The sequence below is a fragment of the Pirellulales bacterium genome (assembly GCA_019636345.1).
Lineage (GTDB): Bacteria > Planctomycetota > Planctomycetia > Pirellulales > Lacipirellulaceae.
The window spans coordinates 246,169-269,225 of record JAHBXQ010000004.1; the positions used below are offsets into that span (position 1 = coordinate 246,169).

General features: G+C 63.9%; 19 protein-coding genes and 1 tRNA gene. 14 read left to right on the forward strand and 6 right to left on the reverse strand.

What is annotated here, in order from left to right; translation table 11 throughout:
* Nucleotides 1-178: 178 nt before the first annotated feature.
* On the reverse strand, nt 179-2,890 hold the full coding sequence (locus tag KF688_11720; GenBank protein ID MBX3426339.1) for a protein kinase: 2,712 nt from the start codon (nt 2,888-2,890) through the stop codon (nt 179-181).
* A complete protein-coding gene (locus KF688_11725) occupies nt 2,880-3,446 on the reverse strand; it encodes a sigma-70 family RNA polymerase sigma factor (GenBank protein ID MBX3426340.1) in 567 nt (188 codons plus the stop codon). Before KF688_11725 ends, KF688_11720 begins: the two co-directional genes overlap by 11 nt.
* A gap of 299 nt (nt 3,447-3,745) precedes the next feature.
* Here KF688_11725 and KF688_11730 point away from each other — a divergent pair, with 299 nt between their 5' ends.
* From KF688_11730 to KF688_11740, 3 genes are all read left to right on the forward strand, one after another.
* Nucleotides 3,746-5,353, forward strand: a complete 1,608-nt coding sequence (locus tag KF688_11730) for a hypothetical protein (GenBank protein ID MBX3426341.1) — start codon at nt 3,746-3,748, stop codon at nt 5,351-5,353.
* A 121-nt stretch (nt 5,354-5,474) separates the two neighbouring features.
* Nucleotides 5,475-6,374 carry a hypothetical protein gene (locus KF688_11735; protein MBX3426342.1) on the forward strand — a complete coding sequence of 300 codons (900 nt, stop codon included), beginning with the start codon at nt 5,475-5,477 and terminating at the stop codon, nt 6,372-6,374.
* Nucleotides 6,375-6,471: 97 nt separating this feature from the next.
* Complete coding sequence (locus tag KF688_11740; protein MBX3426343.1) at nt 6,472-6,708, forward strand: hypothetical protein; 237 nt, start codon at nt 6,472-6,474, stop codon at nt 6,706-6,708.
* 173 nt (nt 6,709-6,881) lie between these two features.
* Here the strand turns inward: KF688_11740 and KF688_11745 are convergent, their stop codons facing one another.
* The 3 genes from KF688_11745 to KF688_11755 form a co-directional block, all read right to left on the reverse strand.
* Nucleotides 6,882-7,418, reverse strand: a complete 537-nt coding sequence (locus KF688_11745) for an SMI1/KNR4 family protein (protein ID MBX3426344.1) — start codon at nt 7,416-7,418, stop codon at nt 6,882-6,884.
* A gap of 633 nt (nt 7,419-8,051) precedes the next feature.
* Nucleotides 8,052-8,537, reverse strand: a complete 486-nt coding sequence (locus tag KF688_11750) for a hypothetical protein (protein MBX3426345.1) — start codon at nt 8,535-8,537, stop codon at nt 8,052-8,054.
* Nucleotides 8,538-9,367: 830 nt separating this feature from the next.
* On the reverse strand, nt 9,368-12,055 hold the full coding sequence (locus tag KF688_11755; GenBank protein ID MBX3426346.1) for an autotransporter-associated beta strand repeat-containing protein: 2,688 nt from the start codon (nt 12,053-12,055) through the stop codon (nt 9,368-9,370).
* Nucleotides 12,056-12,684: 629 nt separating this feature from the next.
* On the opposite strand from KF688_11755, the gene KF688_11760 reads away from it, so the two are divergent.
* From KF688_11760 to KF688_11810, 11 genes are all read left to right on the forward strand, one after another.
* Nucleotides 12,685-14,367, forward strand: a complete 1,683-nt coding sequence (locus KF688_11760) for a hypothetical protein (protein MBX3426347.1) — start codon at nt 12,685-12,687, stop codon at nt 14,365-14,367.
* 354 nt (nt 14,368-14,721) lie between these two features.
* On the forward strand, nt 14,722-15,093 hold the full coding sequence (locus KF688_11765) for a winged helix-turn-helix transcriptional regulator (protein MBX3426348.1): 372 nt from the start codon (nt 14,722-14,724) through the stop codon (nt 15,091-15,093).
* A complete protein-coding gene (locus KF688_11770) occupies nt 15,087-15,527 on the forward strand; it encodes an arsenate reductase ArsC (GenBank protein MBX3426349.1) in 441 nt (146 codons plus the stop codon). The genes KF688_11765 and KF688_11770 overlap by 7 nt, the downstream gene beginning before the upstream one ends.
* A complete protein-coding gene (gene arsB, locus KF688_11775) occupies nt 15,517-16,650 on the forward strand; it encodes an ACR3 family arsenite efflux transporter (GenBank protein ID MBX3426350.1) in 1,134 nt (377 codons plus the stop codon). The genes KF688_11770 and arsB overlap by 11 nt, the downstream gene beginning before the upstream one ends.
* Entirely contained in the window at nt 16,647-17,546 is a 900-nt protein-coding gene (gene arsM, locus KF688_11780; protein MBX3426351.1) for an arsenite methyltransferase, read from the forward strand. Before arsB ends, arsM begins: the two co-directional genes overlap by 4 nt.
* 448 nt (nt 17,547-17,994) lie before the next feature.
* Nucleotides 17,995-18,822, forward strand: coding sequence for a hypothetical protein (locus KF688_11785; protein MBX3426352.1), 828 nt, complete (start codon nt 17,995-17,997; stop codon nt 18,820-18,822).
* Nucleotides 18,823-18,834: 12 nt separating this feature from the next.
* Nucleotides 18,835-20,052, forward strand: a complete 1,218-nt coding sequence (locus KF688_11790; protein MBX3426353.1) for an ABC transporter permease — start codon at nt 18,835-18,837, stop codon at nt 20,050-20,052.
* Nucleotides 20,053-20,064: 12 nt separating this feature from the next.
* Nucleotides 20,065-20,751, forward strand: coding sequence for an ABC transporter ATP-binding protein (locus KF688_11795; protein ID MBX3426354.1), 687 nt, complete (start codon nt 20,065-20,067; stop codon nt 20,749-20,751).
* Nucleotides 20,752-20,816: 65 nt separating this feature from the next.
* A complete protein-coding gene (locus KF688_11800) occupies nt 20,817-21,239 on the forward strand; it encodes a helix-turn-helix transcriptional regulator (protein ID MBX3426355.1) in 423 nt (140 codons plus the stop codon).
* Nucleotides 21,240-21,364: 125 nt separating this feature from the next.
* Entirely contained in the window at nt 21,365-22,165 is an 801-nt protein-coding gene (locus KF688_11805) for a C_GCAxxG_C_C family protein (GenBank protein ID MBX3426356.1), read from the forward strand.
* Between the two features lie 65 nt (nt 22,166-22,230).
* A complete protein-coding gene (locus tag KF688_11810) occupies nt 22,231-22,500 on the forward strand; it encodes a hypothetical protein (protein MBX3426357.1) in 270 nt (89 codons plus the stop codon).
* Between the two features lie 3 nt (nt 22,501-22,503).
* Here the strand turns inward: KF688_11810 and KF688_11815 are convergent.
* Nucleotides 22,504-22,576: transfer RNA gene (locus tag KF688_11815), tRNA-Lys, on the reverse strand.
* Nucleotides 22,577-23,057: the final 481 nt, after the last annotated feature.

Genomic DNA, 23,057 nt, shown 5'->3' on the forward strand with positions numbered 1-23,057 from the left:
ACTGCTCGGCGGCATGCTCAAGCGGTACGAACGGCGCGCGGCTTGAGGTCGTGGTCGACTCGCTCTCTTCTCGACGCTCGCGGAGCCACGTACGCCCGGCGCTGCTGCGCGTCACGCTTGCTGCTCTCCTCAGGAATGGCGTGGTCGGCCCATTGGTGGTTGGGCGGCGACATATAGTTTACCTCGCCGGTATCCACTTCGGCCATTCGGGATTCCGCTCGAGATGAGCGAGGAATGCCCGGCTCATGTAATCTTCCAGATAGCTGAGAATGCGGTATTGAGCGCACTGAGAATAATGCCGTTGGGCAGCCTCGCGGTCTCCTGCTGCTAACAGCGTCATGCCGATGTAGAAGCGTGCCTGGCAAAGTGCGATCCGAGAGTGCGCCGACCGCTTGAGCAGTTCGTCTTCGTCGATCTCGCCGCAGGTGTAGGCCAACAGGTGAGGCCGCCATGGATCGAACAGCGTTCCGGACTTGAGAAATGCGCGAAACTTCTGGCTTTCTGCTCGGGCCTTGGGTAGATCCCCCAACACACAGTTGAAGGTGTAGTGAAAGCGATGGGCGTTCAACGCGTCGAGCGTTTCCTTGCCGGGGGACTCGAAGGCTTCCCGAACCACCTCGGGTGAATCCGCTGACGCCGAAAGCAACAGGCTGCGAAAGAATTGCGTCGATCGCGCGTTATCGAATTGAGAGAGCCTGTAGTCGCATAATGTGATGGCCTCGTCGCAACGGTCGTGTCGAAACAGAGTCAACGCCAACAGCGCGATTTGCCACTCTTCCATTTTCTGCCAGGCGGCGATGGCGTTGTCATCGTCACCAAGATAGTCGTAATACAGCGCTCGCCAGCGATGCGATTGGTATTGCTCGGGGAATTCTTCCAGGGCCTTGGCCACCTTGCCCGCTTCGTCGAGATGCTGCTTACGTCGCGTTTGATCGCCGGTGACTGAATAAGCCGTCGCGGCGACGAGTCGCGCATAGACGATATTTCCCAGCAGATAGAAGTTTGGCTCCAACATGGCCCGTGCAATTTCCAGGTCTTGCAGGGCGAGTTCGGCCAGTTCGGCACTGGCGGTATCCATGGCGCGTTCCACCAGGACACGGCCCCGCGTAAGTCGCGCTTGGACGCTGGTCTTGTCAAGTTGAACAGCCCGATCGAGGGTCTCAAGCGCCCGCTCGAAATCAGTGGTAAACTGCGCCTGACCGAGGAGGAGATAATCCTGCAACGTGACGGGCTGAAATGTGCCGAGCGTGCTGACGACCGCCGCTGCCTTCTCGTGTTCTTCATTCGATTGATAAGCGTTTGCCAGCAGCGCGTGCACCGCCAGGCTCTTGGGCATGTGCTTGCGGGCCTGTTCCAGCTGATCGCAGGCATCCTGGAATCGCCCTGCCTGCAAATCAAGCTGCCCCCGCAGCAGCAACAATTGGCGAGCAGGCGCTCCCAGTTTGTCCGCTTTGTCGATGGCCTTGGCGGCGCGATCCAAGTCGCCTTCCAATGCGGCGAGTTGAGCCGTTTCAAACAAGGCGGCAAACTGCGCATCGGTCCAGCGCGCCTCGGAGACGTGGCTGCGATAGGCGAAGAATGCCGTGGCGATGGCCAATAATGCTATTCCCGCAATGGTCGCCGCCCAAGTGCGGTGACGTTGAGTCCAGCGGACGCAACGACCTAGTGGCGAAAGCGGGCGAGCCGTAATCGGGCGCCCCGCGGCGTAGTAACGCAAGTCATTGGCCAATTCGCGAGCCGATTGATAACGGCGCGCAGGATTCTTCTCGATGGACTTGAGGCAGATGGTTTGCAGATCACTGGGAGCCGAGCGGTTGTGCAGCTTCGGCGGCACGGGTTCTTCGTGCATGATCTGCGATATCACCTGCTCACGCAGCTCGCCGGTAAAGGGGGTGCGCAACGTCAGCAGTTCGTAGAGCGTCACGCCGAGAGAATACACGTCGGTGCGGGCATCGACCGGTCCAACGCCGGCCGAGATCTGTTCCGGCGCCATGTAGAAGGGCGTGCCCATGACCTCGCCCGTCCGTGTCAGCCCCGGCTCTTGAGCGACGCGTGCCAAACCGAAGTCGCCAATGTGGATCGCGCCGTTGCTGGAGAGCAGCAGATTCGACGGTTTCACATCGCGGTGGATGACGTTCATCGAGTGAGCATAATGGAGGCCTTCAGCCACATCGGCCAAAGTGTCGGCAACCCAGTCGAAATAGTTTCGGCCCTTCAATTTCGCCAACAGGTCGATCTTTGGCGTCGGCAATTCACCTGGCAAGGGAGTTGCGTCTCTCGCGATAGCCCTCGTGGCGGCCACCGAGAGATCGTGCTTCGGAGGCGGTTTGTCGCAGGATTGCAGTTCCGTCGGCGGATGCTTGCGGAGCTGGTCGAGCACTTCGCTCAAAGAAGGGCCTTCGATAAGTTCCATCGCATAGTACATCGAGCCGTCGTCGTGCCCGCTGGTGTAAACAGCGACGATATTGGGATGGCTCAGCCGCGCGGCGGCTTCCACTTCTCGCTGAAATCGCGACTGCGCGCTGGCTGAATATCTCAGGTGCGGAGGCAGCAGCTTCAAGGCGACCGGCCGATTGAGCGACACTTGCCGAGATCGATAGACAAGCCCCATTCCGCCAGCGCCGATCTGTCGCTCTATGATAAAGTCGCCGATTTGCTGCCCCACGGCGATGACCGGCGGCAAGGGCAAATGTCCCAAATCGACCGGTTGAACAGCCGTTGCCAAAAACGACGACGGTGCGCCGTGGACAGCCAGCAACGAGTTGACTTCGCTGGTCAGCTCCGCGTCGTTGCTACAGGCCTCGCGGACCCAGTCGGCACGCTGCTCGGGGGGCACTTCCAATGCCTCCTCGAACAACTGCAACACGAGCCTGGCCTTTTCAATCGACACGCCCGTCCTCCGATTTCAGTTCATGCAAAAGCCACGTTCTCGCCACTTCCCAATCGCGTTTGACCGTGGCGGGAGATATTTCCAGCACGGCAGCGGTTTCCTCGATGGATAAGCCGCCGAAATAGCGCAGCTCCACAACCTGGCATTTGCGTTCGTCCAGCAGGCTGAATCTTTGCATGGCCTCGTCGAGATCGATCAGCTCCTGAGTCGGCTCGTCGGTGGCGATCAAAGCCTCGTCCAAAGAGAGTTTCTGGTGGTTGCCGCCGCGCTTTTGCCGGCCCCTGGCGCGAGCATGGTCCACCAACAGATTCCGCATAGCTTTGGCCGCCAGCGCCAAGAATTGACCCCGGCTTTGGGCATGCAACTCGCCGCGTTCCAACAGTTGCAGCGATATCTCGTGAACCAGGGCCGTGGCCGTGAGGGTGTGGTCAGGGCGTTCGTCGCGCATGCGCGCCGCTGCCATCGCACGGAGCTGGGCGTAGGTTGCCTGAATCAGTTGTCCGCGAGCATGGGTATCGCCCTCGGCGGCCCGCTCAAGAAGCTGGGTGACGTTCATGTCGATGATGTTCCCAGTTTTTTTAGATTCCCTGAGCCAGTCCACCTCAATTCGTCGCCTTGTATGTCGGCAGGCCGCTCCTGCCCGGCATTGCACGGCTTGACATGCCGCATGCCCGTTGCCGCTAACCCATTGTAGCACTGCAAGTTACCGCTCGGCAGCGTCTTCCTCCAGTGGCGCTAACAGGCCATTCTCCCCGCAGAGCTTGCCGTTCGTGAGGCCCAGCGGGAATCGCGCCGCGATTTCGTTGACCTCCAGCAGCAGAATAATGACCGTCTCCCTTGAGGGCAGAAAAGAAGATGACTCGCAACTTTTTCCAGCGTTTTTTGAAATCCGCCTCGAAAAGCAGCAAGCGGCGCGGTTCACGATCCTCGGCCGGGCGCGGTTTTAGCAAGCGCCTGGCAGTCGAATCGCTGGAAAGTCGGCGTTTGCTTGCCATAACCGCGACCTTTGCGCCGGCTGCCGGAACCCTGAACGTGTTCGGCGATTCCGCGGACAACACGATCGAAATCAGTCGCAACGCCGGTGGAGCAATTCTCGTGAACGGCGGGGCCGTGAACATCGTGGGAGGGGCGCCCACCGTGGCCAATACCACATTGATCCAGGCGTTCGGATTGGCGGGTAACGACACGATTTCGCTCAACGAATCCAACGGCGCTTTGCCAGCCGCGAAGCTCTTTGGCGGCGGGGGCAACGATACCCTCATTGGCGGCTCGGCCGCGGATCAGATATTCGGCCAAAGCGGCGACGACGTCCTGCAAGGCAAGGGAGGCGGCGATTTTCTGTTTGGAGGTTCCGCAAATGATGAACTCATTGGCGGCGATGGCGATGATCTTGTCTTCGGTCAGAATGGCTCGGACCAAATGATCTGGAACCCAGGCGACGACACCGACCTGAACGAAGGCGGCGGGGGTGTTGATACCGTGATTGTCAACGGTGGCAACGGCGCGGAGGTCTTCACCACGACGGCCAATGGTGCCCGGGTGAGATTTGACCGCCTCGACCCCGCACCGTTTGCGCTTGATATCGGCGCCAGCGAAAACTTGGTCGTCAACATGAACGGCGGCAACGACTTTTTTTCCGCCACGGGTAACCTAGCGGCACTCATTGCCGTCACCGTCGACGGCGGCGCGGGCAACGACACGATCTTGGGTTCCAACGGCGCCGACGTTCTCATCGGTGGCGACGGCAACGACTTCATCGACGGCCAACAAGGGAACGACACGGTATTCCTGGGTGAGGGTGATGATACTTTCCAGTGGGACCCCGGCGATGGCAGCGATATCGTTGAGGGGCAGGGAGGCTTCGACACGATGCTGTTCAACGGCAGCGCGGCCAACGAAATCTTCGACATCGCAGCCAACGGCGCTCGGGTTCGCTTTACTCGCAACATCGGCAATATCGTGATGGATCTCAACGGCATCGAGTCCATCGACCTCAACATGCTCGGCGGAGCGGACACTGCGATTGTCAACGATCTCACTGGCGCCGATCTCGTGGAAGTGAACGTCAACCTGACCGGCACGTTGGGGGGCGCCACCGGCGATGCGGCCGTGGACAATGTCATTATCAACGCCACCGCGGGTGAGGACGTGGTCTTTGTGACGGGCTCCGCCGGCGCGGCCGCCGTCTGGGGGCTTCATGCGGTCGTCAACATCGCCCGAGCTGAACCTGCCAATGACCGACTTACAATCAATACGCTTGCCGGCGACGACGTGGTGGATGCTACCGGTATGGCGGCTACTACGATTGCCCTGACTGCCGACGGCGGCGCCGACGACGATGTGCTCCTGGGTGGTGACGGAGCCGACACGCTGCTCGGAGGCGAGGGCGACGACGTGCTGATCGGCGGCCCCGGGCTCGATATCCTCGATGGCGGCCCCGGCGACAACGTGGTTATCCAATAGGTGCCAATGTCATCCCAAAGGAGCCTTGGCGACTGAGGAATCTGGGTCGAATGGTCTACGACGCGGTTCTTGGTGAAACCCTGATCGTGCGGCCCCGCGATCCTAGAGAATGGAACATTCCATGCGAAACGACAAAACTACAACGCGGTCATCGAGACCGTCACAAACCCTGGGGGTTGTCGCACTCTTGGCGGCGTGCCTGGCACTCCGTACACCCGCCGAGGGGGCGACGCTTGCCCAGCTCTTTGCCGGCAATACCATCACGGCGGGCAACGCACGATTCAGCCATTGGGAACTCTTGGAATTGGATTCCACCACCGGCGTTAACCCGCTGCTCTCGCAGATTTTCGTGACGCCGATCTCGAGTGATCTCGACCAGCCGGGGCTCAATTACTCAACCAACGGGCATCTGGCTGCCTTGGGCGTCAATGCCGTCGACATGCAGCTTAGGTTTCGCGTATCGACGCTCCCCGGGGGCAAGGCTTTTGTCGGCCAATCGCTCGCCCTCGCGGGGATCACCATGGGCGGACCTTCGGGACTCGCCTTTGTGTCGCAAGAAAATGCCTCCCTGTCTGGAGTTGATCTCGGCTCGACGTTGATCATGGCCGACAACGAAACAGATTTCCTGCAAAATGCCGATCTCGAAACCTTTGCCCCTCAGCTTGCCCTGTCGGTTACGATGAACGTGTTTCTGACGGGGCTATCCGCAACGGATACCGTCAATCTCACGTCGTTCTTTCAACTGTTTTCGCAAACGGGTCCGCCAAACCTTCTCGGCGATTTCGACCTGGACGGCGACGCCGACGGCCGGGACTTTCTCATTTGGCAGCGAGGTGGTTCGCCCGATCCGCTGAGCGCGGGCGATTTGGCCGATTGGCAAGCGGGTTATGGCGGCAGCTTGCAGGTGGCGAGCGTCGCCGTGCCGGAGCCCCCCTCCGCAGGACTACTGCTGGCCCTAATTGCTTGGCTCAGCGCTTCCCCTGCGCGAAAAAAGACAGCTTTTTGTGCGGGGGGTGGTTAGAATCGCACCAGCCTTCTGAAGAATTGCCCAGGTCGGAATCGGCAGTTCGTTCCGCCGTCTCGCTCAGGACTTCCAACCGGCGGCCCTGCGCGACCAGGTGCGGACCTATCGCGGGATCTACGGGCGCCATCGCGGGTCCGAGGGAGTCGCCTTCGGCGAGGTGATCGTCGCGCAACAACTGCTGTCGACGCTGCTGGCTCAGTACCTCGACCTGCTCGGCCAGCAATGGCAGGCGGTCGTCGACGTCGCCGAATTGCTGCAGGTCGACGACGTCTATCTCCTCGGCGAAGCGGTCCCCGTGACGCCCCTCCCGGACTTGCCCGCCGCGCCGTAGGGCGCCTTCCAGAAGCCCCCGCGCACGTCGGGAGCCAGTCGCCGACAAGCCAACGGGTTCAAGCCCAAGACCGACCTGAGTCGCCTCGGCAAGATCGAAGTGAACGACACAGCTCACCTGCCGGGGCCGGCTTTGCGGCCCCGGTCAGGTGCAGCGCCTGGTTCGGCGTGCCTTTACTCCTCGCGGGCGAACCCCGGGTAGTCGAGGAACGCCGCCAGGAACTCGGGGAACGTGACCGCCAGCCGCCGCACCGACGGCGGCCGGGACTCGTGGGCGTAGTACATGACCGGGTACTCGCCGCCGGACGGCCCGCCGGACACGTCGAACAACACCTGATCCCCGTCCGCCTCCATGAAGAACTCGGCGAAGCACACCATGCCCTGCGACGGCGGGGGCCACGACCCGCCTTTCTGCTTGACCGAGCGTTGCTGCTGCGGGGTGAGCGTGTCGAGCGGCTCGAACTCGTGGACGAACGGGTGCTGGAACCCGAACTGCACCACCCCGCCGAGCAGCCAGAACTCCCGCCCGCACCGCAGCAGCCGCTTGTACGACTCCGGCAGCGGCACCCCGACGGTCTCCTCCATCTCGCGGAGGTCGGCGTCGGTGGCCGGCGGCTGGACGTTCTCCAGCCCAACCGCCGACCCGTCGCCGAGCCGAACGGCAAACTCGGGGAAGGCGACGGCCACCCGTGTCAGGAACTCGTCTTCCATGCGCCCTCCTGCCGCCGAACGACTGTCTTCAGCAGATCGCAGCCAACGGATTCCCAATACCGCAGGACTTCATCGCGATTCTGCTGCAAGGCTTTGTTAGCCCTTGATGACATAGGGATTCGACCAATCGACCTTTGGCCGCGATACAAACCACGGCAGCAACTCATCCCGAATCCACTCTTGCATGTTGGCCGCACAACGCTCATGGCCTTCATTATCTCGATGAAATCGGAACGAATACCGTTTTTGCCCCGGAGTGTTTGGGCACTCGTAGGGCAGCGAATGCGGACCTTGCGCAATCCGATCCCCGGATGCGGTTTCCCAATAGCACCAGAACCGAAAGATCGTGTCAAACGTCGGGACATCGATCGACAACACGAGCCTGACGCCATCCTCAGCGACGTAATCGAATCTCCCTCCGGTGCGACCACCGGCAATTCGTTCGAATCCCACAGTTGCAAGCCAAGGAGTCATCATTGACATGATGCGTTGCTTGGCCTGCGTTTTGTCCTTGCCAGTGGAGGCATGTTGTTTTGGGCTAACGACCCGTTCACCGGGCCGCGGTGAACCTCGCTAATTTTGGAATCCGCGCGGCCCGCGGCTCCGGTGCAACGGATTGTTAGCTGGCCAGCCTCACGGTTCGGCCTCGATTGGAGAAGACGACACGATTTGGACGCCGCCACACACCGGACAGAATGACGTAAATGCCTCCATTATGGCATCAGCAGGAACATTGGGGAATATCTTTGCTTGTAAGTCCGACGGCGCGTCGAACAGGTCTGGCATGCCGCACTCATTGCAGGGGGCGATGTACCAGCCATCGCGCTCCCGCAAATACTTCTCTGTTACCAAGTACGGTTCGTTTTCAGCGTTCGGTGCCAAGAAGAGAATTGAATCGTTTTGCTTGAGCCGTGGCAGCTGTTGCGGTTGGTTCAACAACGTTCCCTGATAAACCGGACCGATCTTGCCAGTCACGCGAACCCAAACAACTTCGGGGCGCGCCTCAGTGAGACGTGGACCACCAGCGTGGACGATGACCTGCACGTCGTCGGGGAATTCCGGATGGAACTTGCCCGAGAGCGCGGGGTCAGTTCGCCACGGGTATTCGTTGTCCGTCATCGGTGGATTGGAAGGTTCAACTGATTGAGCGGCCAGTGGAGGTGTGGTGGGGTCATCAACCTTTGAGGCGCGTTGGGAGTCTGAGCATCCAGCAGGAATTGCGGCGAGGTAAGCGAGCAGCAGAGTCGTGTGTCTTGGCAATGCGATACTACTTTCGACCAGCTAACTCGTTATTAGACAGAGACTGCTTCAGTAAGCTCGGCATACTGAAGAAGCCCTTCAGTATGCAGCCTGCAAGCCTAGCGGGTTGCCGCACGCCTCTCTATGTTAGCGGCTTCGCGACGGCGACGGAACTCACCTCAGCGGGGTGCCGGACCGTCGAAATCCGCTGAGGTCAAATCGCCCTCGGTGCGTTTGTCTCACTTCCTCCTCACAGCGGTCGTGCGACTGCCCGCGACGTGCGGACAGTTGCGGGAGCCAGAATCTTTGAACATGGCCTGGACGTTCCGCTCGCGCCCCGCCGGATTCTGGCGGAAATTGAGCCACGGCATCGTGGAGAAGGAAACGGGAACGCCGCGCCGGTCGGCCGCCGAGCGGGGAGAGCAAACGCCCCAGGGCGTGGCTCACGGCGCCCCCGTCTGCTGCGCAAGCGCCCGGGATCGTGAGCGACGCCCCGGGCGGCCGCGGGTTTTGCTTGCCGTCCGCGGGTTTTGCTTGCAAAACCAATCGGCCCGCGAGCCGACGCGTCGGACGCAAGTCGATTGCGAGCAACCAGATAAGCGTCAATCCAACCAAGCCGCCCCCCGGAGTTTTGCTCGGAGAATTCACAGTTTCGAGGTTCAGCAAAATAGCAAAACCCCCCGGCGACGAATGCGCGCCGCCGCGCGCCGTCAGTTCGCTGCGCGGCGGCGGGTCCAGGCCGCGAGCGCGAGCATCAGGGTCGCTGCCGCGCTGCTCGGCTCGGGGACCTGCGTCGTCGCCGTCGCGACGCTCGACGCGCCGAAGTTCCGCTGCCACACGAGGAAGTCGCGGCCGTCGCTGACGCCGTCTCCGTCGGCGTCGGCGCCGTCGTCGACCCCGTAATGGGTCTGCCACATCGACAAATCGCTGGCCGTCACCATCCCGTCGAGGTCGAAGTCGCCCGGCGGGAACGTTGCCGCGGCCACGGCCAGGACGCCGGTCGACAGCAGGTTCGCCGCGTCCCACGCCAGCCCCGTCGGCAACGACGGCAGGATCAGGGCGTCGAAGGCGCCGCTCGTCGAGTTCCAATCGAACAGATCGAAGCTGTCCCCCGCCGCGGGCGTCAACCCGTTGATCAGCGACACTGTCAGCGATCCGCCGAAGTTCGCGAGGCCGTTGACGACGATCGCGTCGTACTGGCTGCCGCGCACCAAGCCTCCCAGTTCCACGAACGTGTGCGACCCGGCCTGCAAATCGAGTCCGCCGAGGGTCAGCACGCCGGGACCGCTCCCCGGCGCGACGGCGCCGCCGTCGGCGATCGTCGCCGTGCCGGCGACGACGCCGGTTCCTTGCAACATCCCTCCCGCGTTGACGACAAGCGGGCCCACGACCGAACCGTTGACCCGCACGGCGCCGCCGTCGATCTGCGTTCCGCCCGTGTAGGCGTTCGGCCCGGTCAAGGTCAGCGTTCCGGCGCCCCGTTTCACAAGCGAGCCTCCGGTTCCCGAGACGGCGCCGCTGAACTGCGTGTTGGCGGCCGAGTCGACGATCAGCCGGCCCGCTCCGAGCGTGACGGCGGAATTCACGGCGCCGGCGAGGGATCCGATGGCCTGGACCGTCCCGTTCACGTCGAGCGTGGCGCCGCCGGCGATCGTCACGTTCGTGGTCGTCGGCAGGGTTCCGTGGACGTTCGTCCCTTCGTACAACGCGGCGATCTGGGCCCCGGAGAGGGCCTGATCGTAGAATTGGACGCCGTCCATGAGCCCGTTGAAATGGACCGTGCCGTCGCCGGCGAACGTGTTGGTCGTCGCGCCGAGTCGCACGACCGTCCCGACGTCGAAGTTCGCAAAGCTGCTGTTGCCGGAGGAGAGGGGCTGGAGTTCGCCGTCGACGTAAATCGCGTAGTACCCGCCGCTGTTGACGTAGGTCACTTGCCGCCAGTCGTTCGTGGTTACCGCTTCCGAGCCCGCGGCCCCCTGAAAGAACCCGCCCCCCCACCGGACCGCGCTGGGGACGCCGCCGCTGCCGCCGGCCGTGCCGTCGCCGAGGTAGAAAATCGTGTTGCCGCTCGACCAGCTCGTGCCGTTCCCCTTGGTGAGAATTGTCGAGCCGGGCGTCGCGGTTTTCACCCAGGTCGAGACGGTCCAATTGCCGTCTCGGCGGAGGTCGAGAATCGGATTATTGATGTTGACCGAGGCCCCGCCGGAGAGACTGACTGCATTGCCGTCGCGCCCTCCGGCGACGATCGTCGCCCCCCCGGCGAGCGTGCCGTTCATCGCCGCGCCGCCGCTGCCGGCGTTGACGACCGTGGAGCCGCTGACGCTGTCGAACGTGTAACTGGCGACGGGAGTCACGGGCGCCAGCCGCAAGATGCCGCCGTTGATCGTCGTGTCTCCGGCATAGGCGGCGGCGCCTTGGAGCGTCATCACGAAGCCCCCCGTCTTGACGAGCGAGCCGGTCCCGCCGAGGCTCGCCGTGACGTGAATCGGTCCCTGGGCCGCGTCGAACACGGCGGATTGGGAGAGGGTCGCGTTGCCGGCCAGTCGGAAGACGTCGGACGAGCCGTTGGCGTGCCGCACGTAGCCGCCGTCGATCACAAGATTCTTGAACGTCGTCGTCCCGGTCGAGCCTGTGCCCTTGTAGAGCAAGCCGCCGTTGATGCCGTTCGTGTTGTTGACCGTCAACGAGTCGCCGACGAAGGTGAAGCTGTTGCCGCTGGCCGGTGTGCGGAGCATAAAGTTGCCGGTCGAATACGCGGCGCCGGGGTGGGCGAACCGGCCGTCGCTCCAGGTGTTCGCGTAGTGGAAGCCCGAAGCGCCCAGCGCGTCCGAGGCCGTCAGCGACACCGACGTGGCGGACCAGGGATTGGCGGTCGAGCCGATCCCCATGTCGGCTCGCTGAGCGTAGACAAGCGCGACGTGCCGTTGTTTGTTGATCTCCGACCCTTCGCTGTCGTAGTTCAGCCCGTACGGCCAAAAGTGAATGGAATCGCCGTTGAGGTTCGCTTCGTGTCCGTCGAACTGGTCGACCAACGTCTCGCCCCGCAGGCCGTCCCACGGCGCGCCGTACGTTCCCGAGCCAAGGTAGTGGGCCATCTCGTGCATCGTGACGCGTTCGTTGGGGTACGTGCCGCCGAAGCCGATCGAACCGAGGTAGCTCGCCTGGGCGGTCGGGATCCCGGCGTTGTAGTAAACGTAGATGTTGTAGTTGCCGAAGTCGCCGTACGCGTTGTAGCGCCCGACCGCCGATTGCATCGCACTGACGGCGGCGTCGCGGTGCGCGGCGCTTGGCCAGCCGCCCTCCGCGACGGTGAACGACAACGCGGCGTGCGACTCGCGCGGATCGGCGCTCGCAAGCACAAACGCCGTGACGACGATTCTGGCGATTCGTGAATTCAACTCGGCGACCTCAAGAGTTGGCGGGACGCGCCGGTTCGCCCAAGCGGGTCGCGGTCGTGACGACGGCGCGACTCTCGGGACGACGACGCGGGGGGGCGTTCCTGGGACAAGATGCTGCGGGGGGACGCGGCGCGAGCGCCGCGACGACCGCTTGCAAATACGCCGCGGTCGGCGAGCCCCCATCCGTCAATAATGACGCCGATCGCCGATTTCGGCTACGCATCGCGGCGTCTGACGAGCGATTCGCGACGACCTCTTTATTAGCGTAATCCTATCTGTGCTCGCGGCTAGTCGTATTCTCGCATCAGTTGTTTAGGAATTGCGCAGCAAGGCGAACGGCGGCGGCATGCCGCGCCCGGTGAGCCGGTTTCCGTTCCAAAGCCAACCTTCGCTGTGCAAGTTCGTGCGCGTCGCTTTGCAGGGCGACAGTCAAATTGCGCCGCGCCGCCGGCATCTTGTCCGATCGGGGAGAGGGTGCGAAGCAGCGCGGGAAAAATGCAAACTCGGAGGAGTATTCGTCACGTTCCGTCAACGAGCGGCCGCAGCAGGTCGGCGCCATCCGTTCGTGGTAGGATGAGGGACGCATTCGGCTTCGCCTTCAATCTCCCGACTTGCGGAACCTCTTCGACATGGTCCCTCGCCTCGTCATGCTCGGCGCGTTGTTGGCGACGAGCGTCGTCTGCAGCCACGCCGAAAGTCCCGCCGCCGATCCCCCCTCCCTCGCCCCGTCGGCCGACGACGACAGAAACGTGCGCGAGCAGGTGGTTGAGTTCGTGGTCGCGGGGTCGGCGACGGGCGTGAAGGTCTGCACGGGCGCCGCGTCGGGACCATGCTGGCTTGCCGAACACCCGCTCGGGAGCGGCCGGCCGGGCGCCGCCGTCGAACCGATCCTGCTCCCTGCGAAGCCGGGCGAAGCGATCGTCTTGCCTCGCTTCGAGGACGCGGGGGGAATCGTCCGCGATCGGCTCTTCTCTCGCTGGTCAGTCACGAGCCGCCCTCAGCAGCCCATTCGTCCGGTCGTGTCGCCACGGTACGCCGAGATCGAGCACCCCGCCCGATCAGCAGCCCATCCGCTTCTGCGGAGCAAGAAGGGACTCGGGGGCTTCGACGTCCGCCGCGGTTTCGTCTCCGACCTTGACGAACTCGGCATCGCGACCGTCACGGTCAACGTGACGCTCGATTTTCTGCGGGAGCGAGCCGCAAGTGCCGACGGGTCTCCCGCACATGAGTACGGCGGCACAGCGTACGACGTCGACGCAGGGGCGATCGCGGCGCTCGACGCGACGTTGCGGGCCGCCGCCGAGCGGGAGATCCTCGTGTTCGCGATTCTGCTCGTGCCGCCGCCGCGCGACTCGTCGCCGATAAGCCGACTCATGGCCCATCCCGACTACCAGCCCCCGGCCCACTTCGCAATGCCCAGCGTCGACGATCCGCGCGGTATTGCAACCTACGCTGCGGCGATCGACTATCTTGCCGGGCGCTACGCGGGCGAGGACGACCGTCACGGCCGGATCCACCACTGGATCGTTCACAACGAAGTCGACGCGGGTCGAGAGTGGACCAACGCGGGGCGAAAATCGCTCGTCGAGTACGTCGATCTTTACCACCGTTCGCTGCGTATCGTCCATCAACTCGTCCGTCTCCGCGATCCGCAGGCCCGGGCGTTCGTCTCGCTGACCCACAGTTGGCGGCAGGCGGAACGTCCGGAGTACTATTCCGGGCGCGAGGTGCTCGCGGAGCTCGTCGCCCGTAGTCGGGCCGAGGGGGATTTCGACTGGGGGATCGCGTATCATCCCTACCCGCAGTCGCTGTTGGTCCCCGAAACCTGGAACGACGATCGCGCGCCCCGATCCGCCGACGCCCCGTTCGTCACGTTCAAGAACATCGAGGTGCTCGCCGAGTGGGTTCGCCGGCCCGAGCATCGCTTTCGAGGCGCAACCTGCCGCGACGTCTTCCTCACCGAGCAAGGATTCCACTCGCGAGATTATTCGCCGGAGCAGCTTGCGCTCCAGGCCGCCGGGCTCGCGTACGCTTGGCACGCGATCCGCGATCTCCCCGAAATCAAAGGAATGCACTACCACAACTGGATCGACAACCGGGCGGAGTTCGGCCTCCGGATCGGGCTGCGCCGCTTCCCCGACGACCCCGACGACCCCGGCGGCCCGAAACGAATCTGGGAACTCTATCGCAAGCTCGGCGGGCCCGAGGAAGCGGCCGCGTGCGAGTTCGCCCTGCCGCTTGTCGGCGTCGACGCTTGGGACGAGGCCTTCCCGGGGCCTGCTGACGAGGGCCGAGGGCTGAATCGCCGGTGACGTCGGCCGGAGGCGCAGTCTCAGCCTCCTGTCGCTGAACGCTCGGCTCTTCGCAGGCTCATCTCCGACTGGCGCTTCCTGGACGCGACAGAGCATTGCCGCAGCGCAAACGCCAGTTTCGGAGAAACTCGCGCTTTGTCGGCGAACTTCTCAGACAGTTCGCGCGCGAGACGGATTGAAGTTCAACGCGCCAAAGAAATCCACGAGGCGCAAGCCTTCGACCGCCGTCCTGTCCCGGGAATGCGATGATGCATGTGGCGACGACGATGGCTTCCAAGGATCGGGGTTGACCCCGCGGCCGCCCCGCCCTATATTTCGTTGGATGGCGAAGTAACTAATTAGCCCGGGGCGATCATGCGCGACCTGTTAGCCGTTACGAAAGCTCTCGCCGACGAAAATCGGCTCCGCGCGCTGGGGCTCCTGGTCGGACGCGAGCTGTGCCTCTGCCAGATCGTCGAGGTGCTGCAATTGGCCCCGTCGACCGTGTCGAAGCACATGTCGATCCTTCACCAGGCGCGGCTCGTCGAGGCGCGCAAAGAGGGTCGGTGGGCGTACTTTCGCCTAGCCGACGAGCAGGCGCTCCCGGAGGTGCGCAGTGCGCTCGAGCTGGTGCTCGCCAGTCTCGCCCGCGATCCCCAGGGAAAGGCCGACCGCGCGACGCTCAAAGAGATTCTGAAGCTCGAACCCGAAGAACTGTGCCGACGACAGGCGAACTGCAAATGCTGAAAATCTTGTTCCTATGCACCGGCAATTCGTGCCGCAGCCAAATGGCCGAGGGATGGGCCCGCTCCCTGAAGGGGGACGTCATCGAGGCCTACTCGGCCGGAGTGGCCACCCATGGGATGAACCCGCACGCCGTGGCCGTGATGGCCGAGGCTGGGGTCGACCTCGCGACGCAGCACTCCAAGCACGTCGACGATCTGGCGGAGGTCGAGTTCGACTACGTCGTCACGGTGTGCGACAACGCCGCGGAGTCGTGCCCCGTGTTTCGCGGTCGGGCGCGAGTCGTTCATCGGCCGTTCGACGATCCCCCGCGACTGGCGCGCGAGGCGGCGAGCGAGGAAGCGGCTCTCTCGCACTACCGTCGGGTCCGCGACGAGATCCGCGATTTCGTGTCCACGTTGCCCGAATCGCTTCCGGGAGCCGACCATGGCAAATAACGGACCTGCACGCCCCGAGGTCTCGGCCGGTTGCGCCGCCGACGCGTGTCCGCGCGGCCGGCTGGGTTTTCTCGATCGATATCTCACGCTGTGGATCTTCCTGGCGATGGCCGTCGGCGTGGCGATCGGGCACTTCGCCCCCGGCGTCGAGGGGGTGATCAACCGCTTCCAGATCGGCACGACGAACGTGCCGATCGCGCTGGGATTGATCCTGATGATGTATCCCCCGTTGGCCAAGGTGCGGTACGAGGAACTGGGGGACGTGTTCCGCAACTGGAAAGTCCTCGGCTTGTCGCTGGTGCAGAATTGGGTCATCGGTCCGCTCTTGATGTTCGTGCTGGCGGCCCTGTTCTTGCGCGACTACCCCGAGTACATGACCGGGTTGATCCTGATCGGCCTGGCGCGCTGCATCGCGATGGTCATCGTCTGGAACGACTTGGCCAAGGGAGACGCGGAATACGCCGCGGGACTGGTCGCCTTTAACAGCGTGTTTCAGGTGCTGTTCTACAGCGCGTACGCCTGGCTGTTCATCACGTGGCTGCCGCCGCTCGTGGGGCTCGAGGGGAGCGTCGTCGAGGTGAGCATGGGGCAGATCGCCGAGAGCGTGTTCATCTACCTCGGTGTTCCGTTCCTGGCCGGCATGGCGAGCCGCTTCGTGCTGGTCCGCGCGAAGGGGCGCGCCTGGTACGAGCAGACCTTCATCCCGCGAATCAGTCCGCTGACGCTCGTGGCCTTGCTCTTCACGATCCTGGTGATGTTCAGTCTCAAGGGAGACCAGATCGTGCAAATTCCCGGCGACGTGCTGCTGATCGCCGTGCCGCTGCTCGCGTACTTCGTTTTGATGTTCCTCGTGAGCTTCTTCATGGGGCGGCAGATCGGGGCGAATTACTCGCAGACGACGACTTTGGCCTTCACCGCGGCCAGCAACAACTTCGAGTTGGCGATTGCCGTGGCCGTCGCGGTGTTCGGCATCAATTCGGGAGCGGCGTTCGCCGCGGTCATCGGCCCGCTGGTCGAAGTGCCGGTGATGATTGCGCTGGTGGGCGTCGCCTTTCGGTTCCGCCGGCGGTATTTCGCAGTCGATGGCGCACTTGATCCTCTCGCATCTGCAGGTTCCCCATGAACGATCGTCACGATGAGATTCTCAATCAGGTTCGCTCCCAGTATTCGGCCGTCGCCATGCGGGGGCTGTCGAGCGATCAGGACGGCGTCCGTTCGGTCGCCGAGGCGTTCGGTTACACGGCCGAGGAGTTGGCGTCGATCCCCGCCGAGGCGAACATGGGGCTGTCGTGCGGCAATCCGACCGCGACGGCGCGGCTGCGGCCGGGCGAAGCGGTCGTCGATCTCGGCTGCGGCGGCGGGCTCGACGTGCTCTTGGCCGCCGGCAAGGTCGGTCCGACCGGCAAGGCGATCGGCGTCGACATGAGCCCGCAGATGATCGAGTTGGCCCGACGCAACGCGGCCCGCGGCGCCGACGGCAGGCCGATCGAGAACGTCGAGTTTCACCTGTCGACGATCGACGCGCTGCCGTTGGCCGACGCGTCGGTCGATTGCGTGATCAGCAACTGCGTGATCAACCTGGCGCCCGACAAGGCCGCGGTGCTGCGCGAGGTGCATCGCGTGCTGCGTCCCGGCGGCCGCGTGGCGGTGAGCGACATCGCACTCAAGCAGGAGCTGCCCGCCGAGGTCGCCGAGAACATCTCGGCGTACGTCGGGTGCATCGCCGGGGCGATCCCGATCGCCGAGTATCGCCAACTGCTGCTGGACGCGGGGTTTGCTGCGGTCGAAGTCGTCGACACGGGCGCCGACCTCAATGCCTACGCCCAGGCCGAGGAGGCCGCTTGCTGCGTCCCAGCCGCGGCGGCCGAAGCGGGGTTGCCGGTGCTCGGCGCGGGAGGATGCTGCGGAGCGCCGGCGCCGCAACAAATCCACGAGCAACTGGCCGACCTGCTCAGCCGCTACGACGTTAATGCCCTGGCGGCCAGCGTGAAGATCTTTGCCGTGAAACCGGGGGGCTAAGCGCAACCAAGCGCGACCGACAATGTGTCCCGGTTTCGGCGAGCGGTTGTTCTGGCCCTGCGACGATCCGGCCGCAATCGAAGGCCGCGTCGAGGCGCCGCGCGAAGCGTTTCGGCGCGAGCGCGACGTGATCTCCGCGCGACGCGACCAGCAGCGGCGTCGGGTCGCGGCATCGCCTCCGTCTCGTCGTCCGCTGGTTCGTTCTGGCGCGCGGTCTGTGTGCGACTGCGGCGAACGACTGCGTGCGTGCTGTGCGGTCGCGGCACGACTTGAGATATGCGTCGAATCGCACGCGATTGGCTGAAGCTGCCATATTCGTTTGTGCGAATACACCCTATAAGTCGCGGACGACATGCCGCGACTTGGCGAGCACTCGCCCCTCCTTCGCCGCCGCGTTGACTTGCGGTGCGCGTCTAGGATGTTCCCCCTCAAGAAAGGAAGTCTTCCCATGTCTCCCCTTGACGTGCGATCGATCGTGTTCGCCGCGGCGTTGAGCGCGGCCGCGGCGGTCGGCAGCGCAGCACACGCGGTCGAGAAACCGACGAATCCCTGGAACAACAACGCCAGTCCCGGCTTGGCCGCATTGGCCGCCGCTGCGGATCAAGGCCGATACGCATTCGTGCTGTTCTGGAAAGAGAACGACGACGCGACGCACCGGATGCAGACTGCGCTGCAGGACGGGATGAAACAATTGCCGCGACCGGCGGAGGTCGTCGGCGTGTGCCTCGCCGATTCGCGGGAAGCGGCGACGGTGGAGATCTTCGGCGTCGCCCGGGCGCCGCTGCCGTTGGTCGCCGCTGTGGCGCCGAACGGCGCCGTGACGAAGGCGTGGCCGCTCAAGCTCGCCTCCGGGCAACTGGCGGAGGCGATCGTCAGTCGCGGCACGGCCGAATGCCTCAAAGCGATGCAGGAACAGAAGCTGACGCTCGTGTGCGTGCAAAACGCGAAGTCCACGCAACGGGCGGCCGCCAAGTTGGCGGTCGCGGGATTCCAGGCGGACGAGCGGTTTGCCGCCGCGACGCGCGTCGTGGTGATCGATCCCGCCGACCCCAGCGAGAAGGCGTTCCTTGCGAACCTGCAAGTAAGCCCCAAGACCCCCGAGGCGGTGACGGTGCTCGTCTCACCCGCGGGGCAGGCGATCGGCAAGTTCGCCGGCGCGGTGACGACCGAGGATTTGGTCGCCAAGGTCGCCTCGGCTCAAGCCGGATGCTGTCCGGGAGGCCAATGCGGCCCCAACGGCTGTTGCCCCGGCGGACAATGCGGACCTGCCAAATAAGGAACTCCGGTCATGAATCTTCGTACGCTGGTATGGCGCGAACTGTTCGAGCGCAAGAGTCAGATGATCACGATCACCGTGGGCATTCTCTTGGGCATCACGACGGTCATCGCGATTCGCAATATCACCCACTACTCGGAGAAAGCGGTCGCCCGCGAGCTCGACAGCTTGGGCGCCAACGTCCTGATCCTTCCGAAGTCGGTCTCGCTGCAAGACTACTACGCGGCCGACATGCACGAAGAGGTCATTCCCGAGGAATACGTCATGCGGCTGACGATGTCGGACCTGCAGGGGGTCGACAACCTGTCGCCGAAGTTGTGCGTCCCAACGGAGTTGGGGGGGCGCAATTACTCGCTGACCGGCATTTTGCCGAAGAGCGAATTCCAGGCCAAGGCGGCGTGGGCGGGGGCGGGAATCTTCTCGCGCCCGATCGGCTGCGGCGCCCTCGAGCTGGGGGACGAACCGGCCGAGGAGGACAAGAAGACGCTGGTTCGCAAACGCGTGATCAAGGACCTCGCGCCGAACGAGGCGCTGATCGGCGCCGACGTGGCGGCCGCTCAGGGACTTTCCGAAGGTTCGACGGCGAACCTGCTGGGTGAATCGTTCACGGTCGTCGCCGTGCTGCCTGAGACAGGGACTGTCGACGACTCGCGGATCTTCGCTCACCTGCACACGGTCCAAAGGCTGGCCGGCAAAGGAGAAGTCGTCAACTGCATCGAAGTCGTCGGCTGCTGCAAGGAGATCGCCTCGGGGCTGGTCGCCGGGGTGAACAAGCTGCTGCCCGACGCCAAGGTGGTGACCGTCAAGCAGGTCGTCGACACCCAGGTCAAGGTGCACAACATGATGGAACGGCTGTCGCAGCTGTTTGTGGCGATCATCGTCGTCGTCGGCGGAGCCGGAATCGCGAACTACATGTTCGCCAACGTCTCGGAACGACGAAGAGAGATCGGCACGCTTATGGCGATGGGCGCCGACTCGCGACTCATCCAGCGCATGTTTCTGGCCAAGGCTCTCGTGTTGGGCTTGGTCGGAGGCGTGGGCGGGTTTGTCATCGGCACGGTCTTGGCAGTCGCCTTGGGGCCCAAGCTCGCCGGCGTGACGGTCTTGCCGATGCCGTTGTTGTCGGTGTGGGCCGTCGCCATTTCCGTCGGAATTGCCCTCGTCGCCAGCTACATCCCAGCCCGCCGGGCCGCCATGCTCGATCCAGTCGCCACTTTCCGGGAGATCTAAGCCATGTTGTGCATGGAACGCGTATCCAAGAATTACTTCCTTCGCAAGCAGCCGGTCGCCGGGCTCGTCGACGCCTCGATCGAAATCCCCAAAGGCGATTTCGTCTCGCTGGTCGGCCCCAGCGGCAGCGGCAAAAGCACGCTGTTGCTGATGCTCGGCGGAATGCTCTCCCCCACGGCAGGATTGGTGACCCTCGACGGGCATTCCCTGTACGAACGCTCTGCCGACGAGCGAGCCAAACTGCGGCAGAAATACGTCGGCTTCGTGTTCCAGACGTTCAACTTGGTGCCGTATCTGACGGCCCTGGAGAACGTGCAGGTGCCGTTATTTCTGGCCGGCGTCGCTGAACAGGAGCAACGGCAGCGCGCCGGCGCCTTGCTCGATCGGGTCGGGCTGGGAGATCGACTCGATCACAAGCCGTCGGAACTGAGCGTCGGCCAGCAGCAACGCGTGGCCCTGGCCCGGATGTTGGCGAACGATCCGGCCGTGATTCTCGCCGACGAACCGACGGGGAATCTCGACCCCGAGACGGCCAGCCAAGTGATCCGCTTCTTTGAAGAGTTCAACGCCGAGGGGCGCACCATCGTCATGGTGACTCACGACCCCCGGGCCGCCCAACGAGCCAAGCGGATGATTCGGCTGACGGAAGGCCGACTCGTGGGCGAGACCGTCTCGACCGCGAAGCGACACGTCGCATAGATCGTTTCGCGGGCTCCCTGCTCCGGCCAGTTGGCCGGAGCAGTTCCTTCGCCGAGAACGATGCCATGAGCGACAAGGCGTGCTGCCAAGCGGACGGCCCGGCGGGGGCCGCGGCGGAGATCGCGCGGGTCCCTTCATGCCCTCCGGAGGAACTGTTCCAGGCGTTCGCCGATCGAACCCGGCTGCGAATTCTGAATCTGCTGTTGCGCAAGGAAACGTGCGTGGGAGACGTCACGACCATCCTGGCGATACCCCAGCCGCGCGTGTCGCAGCATCTGGCGTGTCTCCGCAAAGCAGGGTTCGTGAGCGTCCGCAGGGTCGGCCCGTGGTGCTTCTACTCGCTGGCCCCGCCGCGCTCGTCAATTGCGGCGCGAATGCTCGATTGTCTGCGGGAGTGCGTCCAAGATGACCCGATCCTGCTAGCCGATCAGCAACGAGCCGTGCTGCTGGAACGAGCGGGAGGCTGTTGCAGCGCCGAGGCTCCTTGAGCAAACGGACTCAGGTACGCGTGGACGGAATGGGTTTGGAACGATATTTGCACATTGATGCAATTAAGCAACTCTAATTCCCGCCCCGCCCCGCACGCGCGCTGACTGCCCGGGAGAAACGAACCATGGCTGCCGTCGATCGGAGACAAATGCTGACTGCCATCGGCAGCTCAAGCGTGTTGGCCTATTGCGCAGGACGACGATCGCTTGCAGAAGCCGTCGATTCGGGATCCGCCCTCGAGGGGCGCAAACCCGCCGGAGAACGCGAGGACCCATGGAGGTATCGGCCGCTGGACCCCGAGGCGTGCGCCGACCGCGCCTACGCAATCTATCCCGAGGGGGGCTGTATGTATGCGGTCGTCGGAAGCGTCTTGGGAGAACTGTCGGCCCGCTACGGAGCTCCCTACGATGCCTTCCCTGTCGTCATGATGCGTTACGGAGACGGCGGGGTCGGGGCCTGGGGGTCCCTGTGCGGGGTCGTCAACGGCGGAGCGGCGTTGTGCGGGTTGTTCCACCCGGAGCAAGACAAGGCGACTCTCGAACAACTCGTCACGGAGCTTTGCACTTGGTACGAAACCAGCGCGCTGCCCCAATATGCTCCGACGCGGCCTGAGTGGGCCTCTGAAACCATGCCCTGCGTCGCCGGGTCCCTGCTGTGTCACGTCTCCGTCGGCAGGTGGTGCAAGGTTGCAGAGAGGGACGCCTTTTCCATAGAGAAGAAAGAACGCTGTCGACGGCTCGCGTCGGACGGAGCGAAGAAAGTCGTCGAGATCCTGAACCGCAAGGCAAGCGGCGACGGAGGTCATGCTGCGCTCGCTCCCGCGGTGACCAATTGCCTGGAATGTCACGGCCCCGAGGGGACTCGCGACGCGATGGGCAAGATGAGCTGCACGACTTGCCATCAGATGCCGGAAACGCATCCGTAGCCGAGCGGCGCCCGTGGGCTCTGGAATGCGCGGCGGCGCGCTCTCCATCCGGAGAACCGCTCTCGATGATCTTGACGGCCGCACGGCGCCTGTCCATTTCGGTCGTTTTCGACCTGAACGCCTACGCCCAGGCCGAGGAGGCCGCTTGCTGCGTCCCAGCCCCGGCGGCCGAAGCGGGGTTGCCGGGGCTCGGCGCGGGAGGCTGCTGCGGAGCGCCGGCGCCGCAACAAATCCACGAGCAACTGGCCGACCTGCTCAGCCGCTACGACGTTAACGCCCTGGCGGCCAGCGTGAAGATCTTTGCCGTGAAACCGGGGGCAAACCAGTGCTTGTGAGAGTGCTCCCTCATGGACTCGAACCATGAACCTACTGATTAAGAGTCAGTTGCTCTGCCAATTGAGCTAAGGGAGCGGTCGGCAGACTCGGTATTGTAGCGGCTGCCTCGGGGGGTGCCAGGGGCCCGGAGTCGGGCGGGGAGGAGGCCTGCGCGGGCCTCTGCATCGGTTAGTTCGTCGGGAAGGAAGTCTCGCGCAGTGACGCGGGGGCCGCAGGGTTTGAGGCGAGATTCGGGACCTGGGCGCGAGCTGTGAATTTGCGACAGCGTTCGACTCCACAGGATCTGCCTGGGAATCGCCTGCGGGCGAGGGTCGAAATCTGCCGGGCTTGGTTCGGCGCCCGCTGCGCCCCTGCTGAGACGCAAGGCCTCGACCAAGACCGTCTCGCCGCCATCTCTGGGGACTTCGGCTCCCCCCGGAGCGGTCGGAAAATTGGAGTCGAGTTTCGAGAAAACGGATTGGCCTGCTGCGGTTTTCCCGAGAAAATGGGGCTTCTCATCTCGCCGGGGGAGGCCGCGGGTCCCCCGTGCGACAGTTCGCCCGAAACCGGCGCGGAC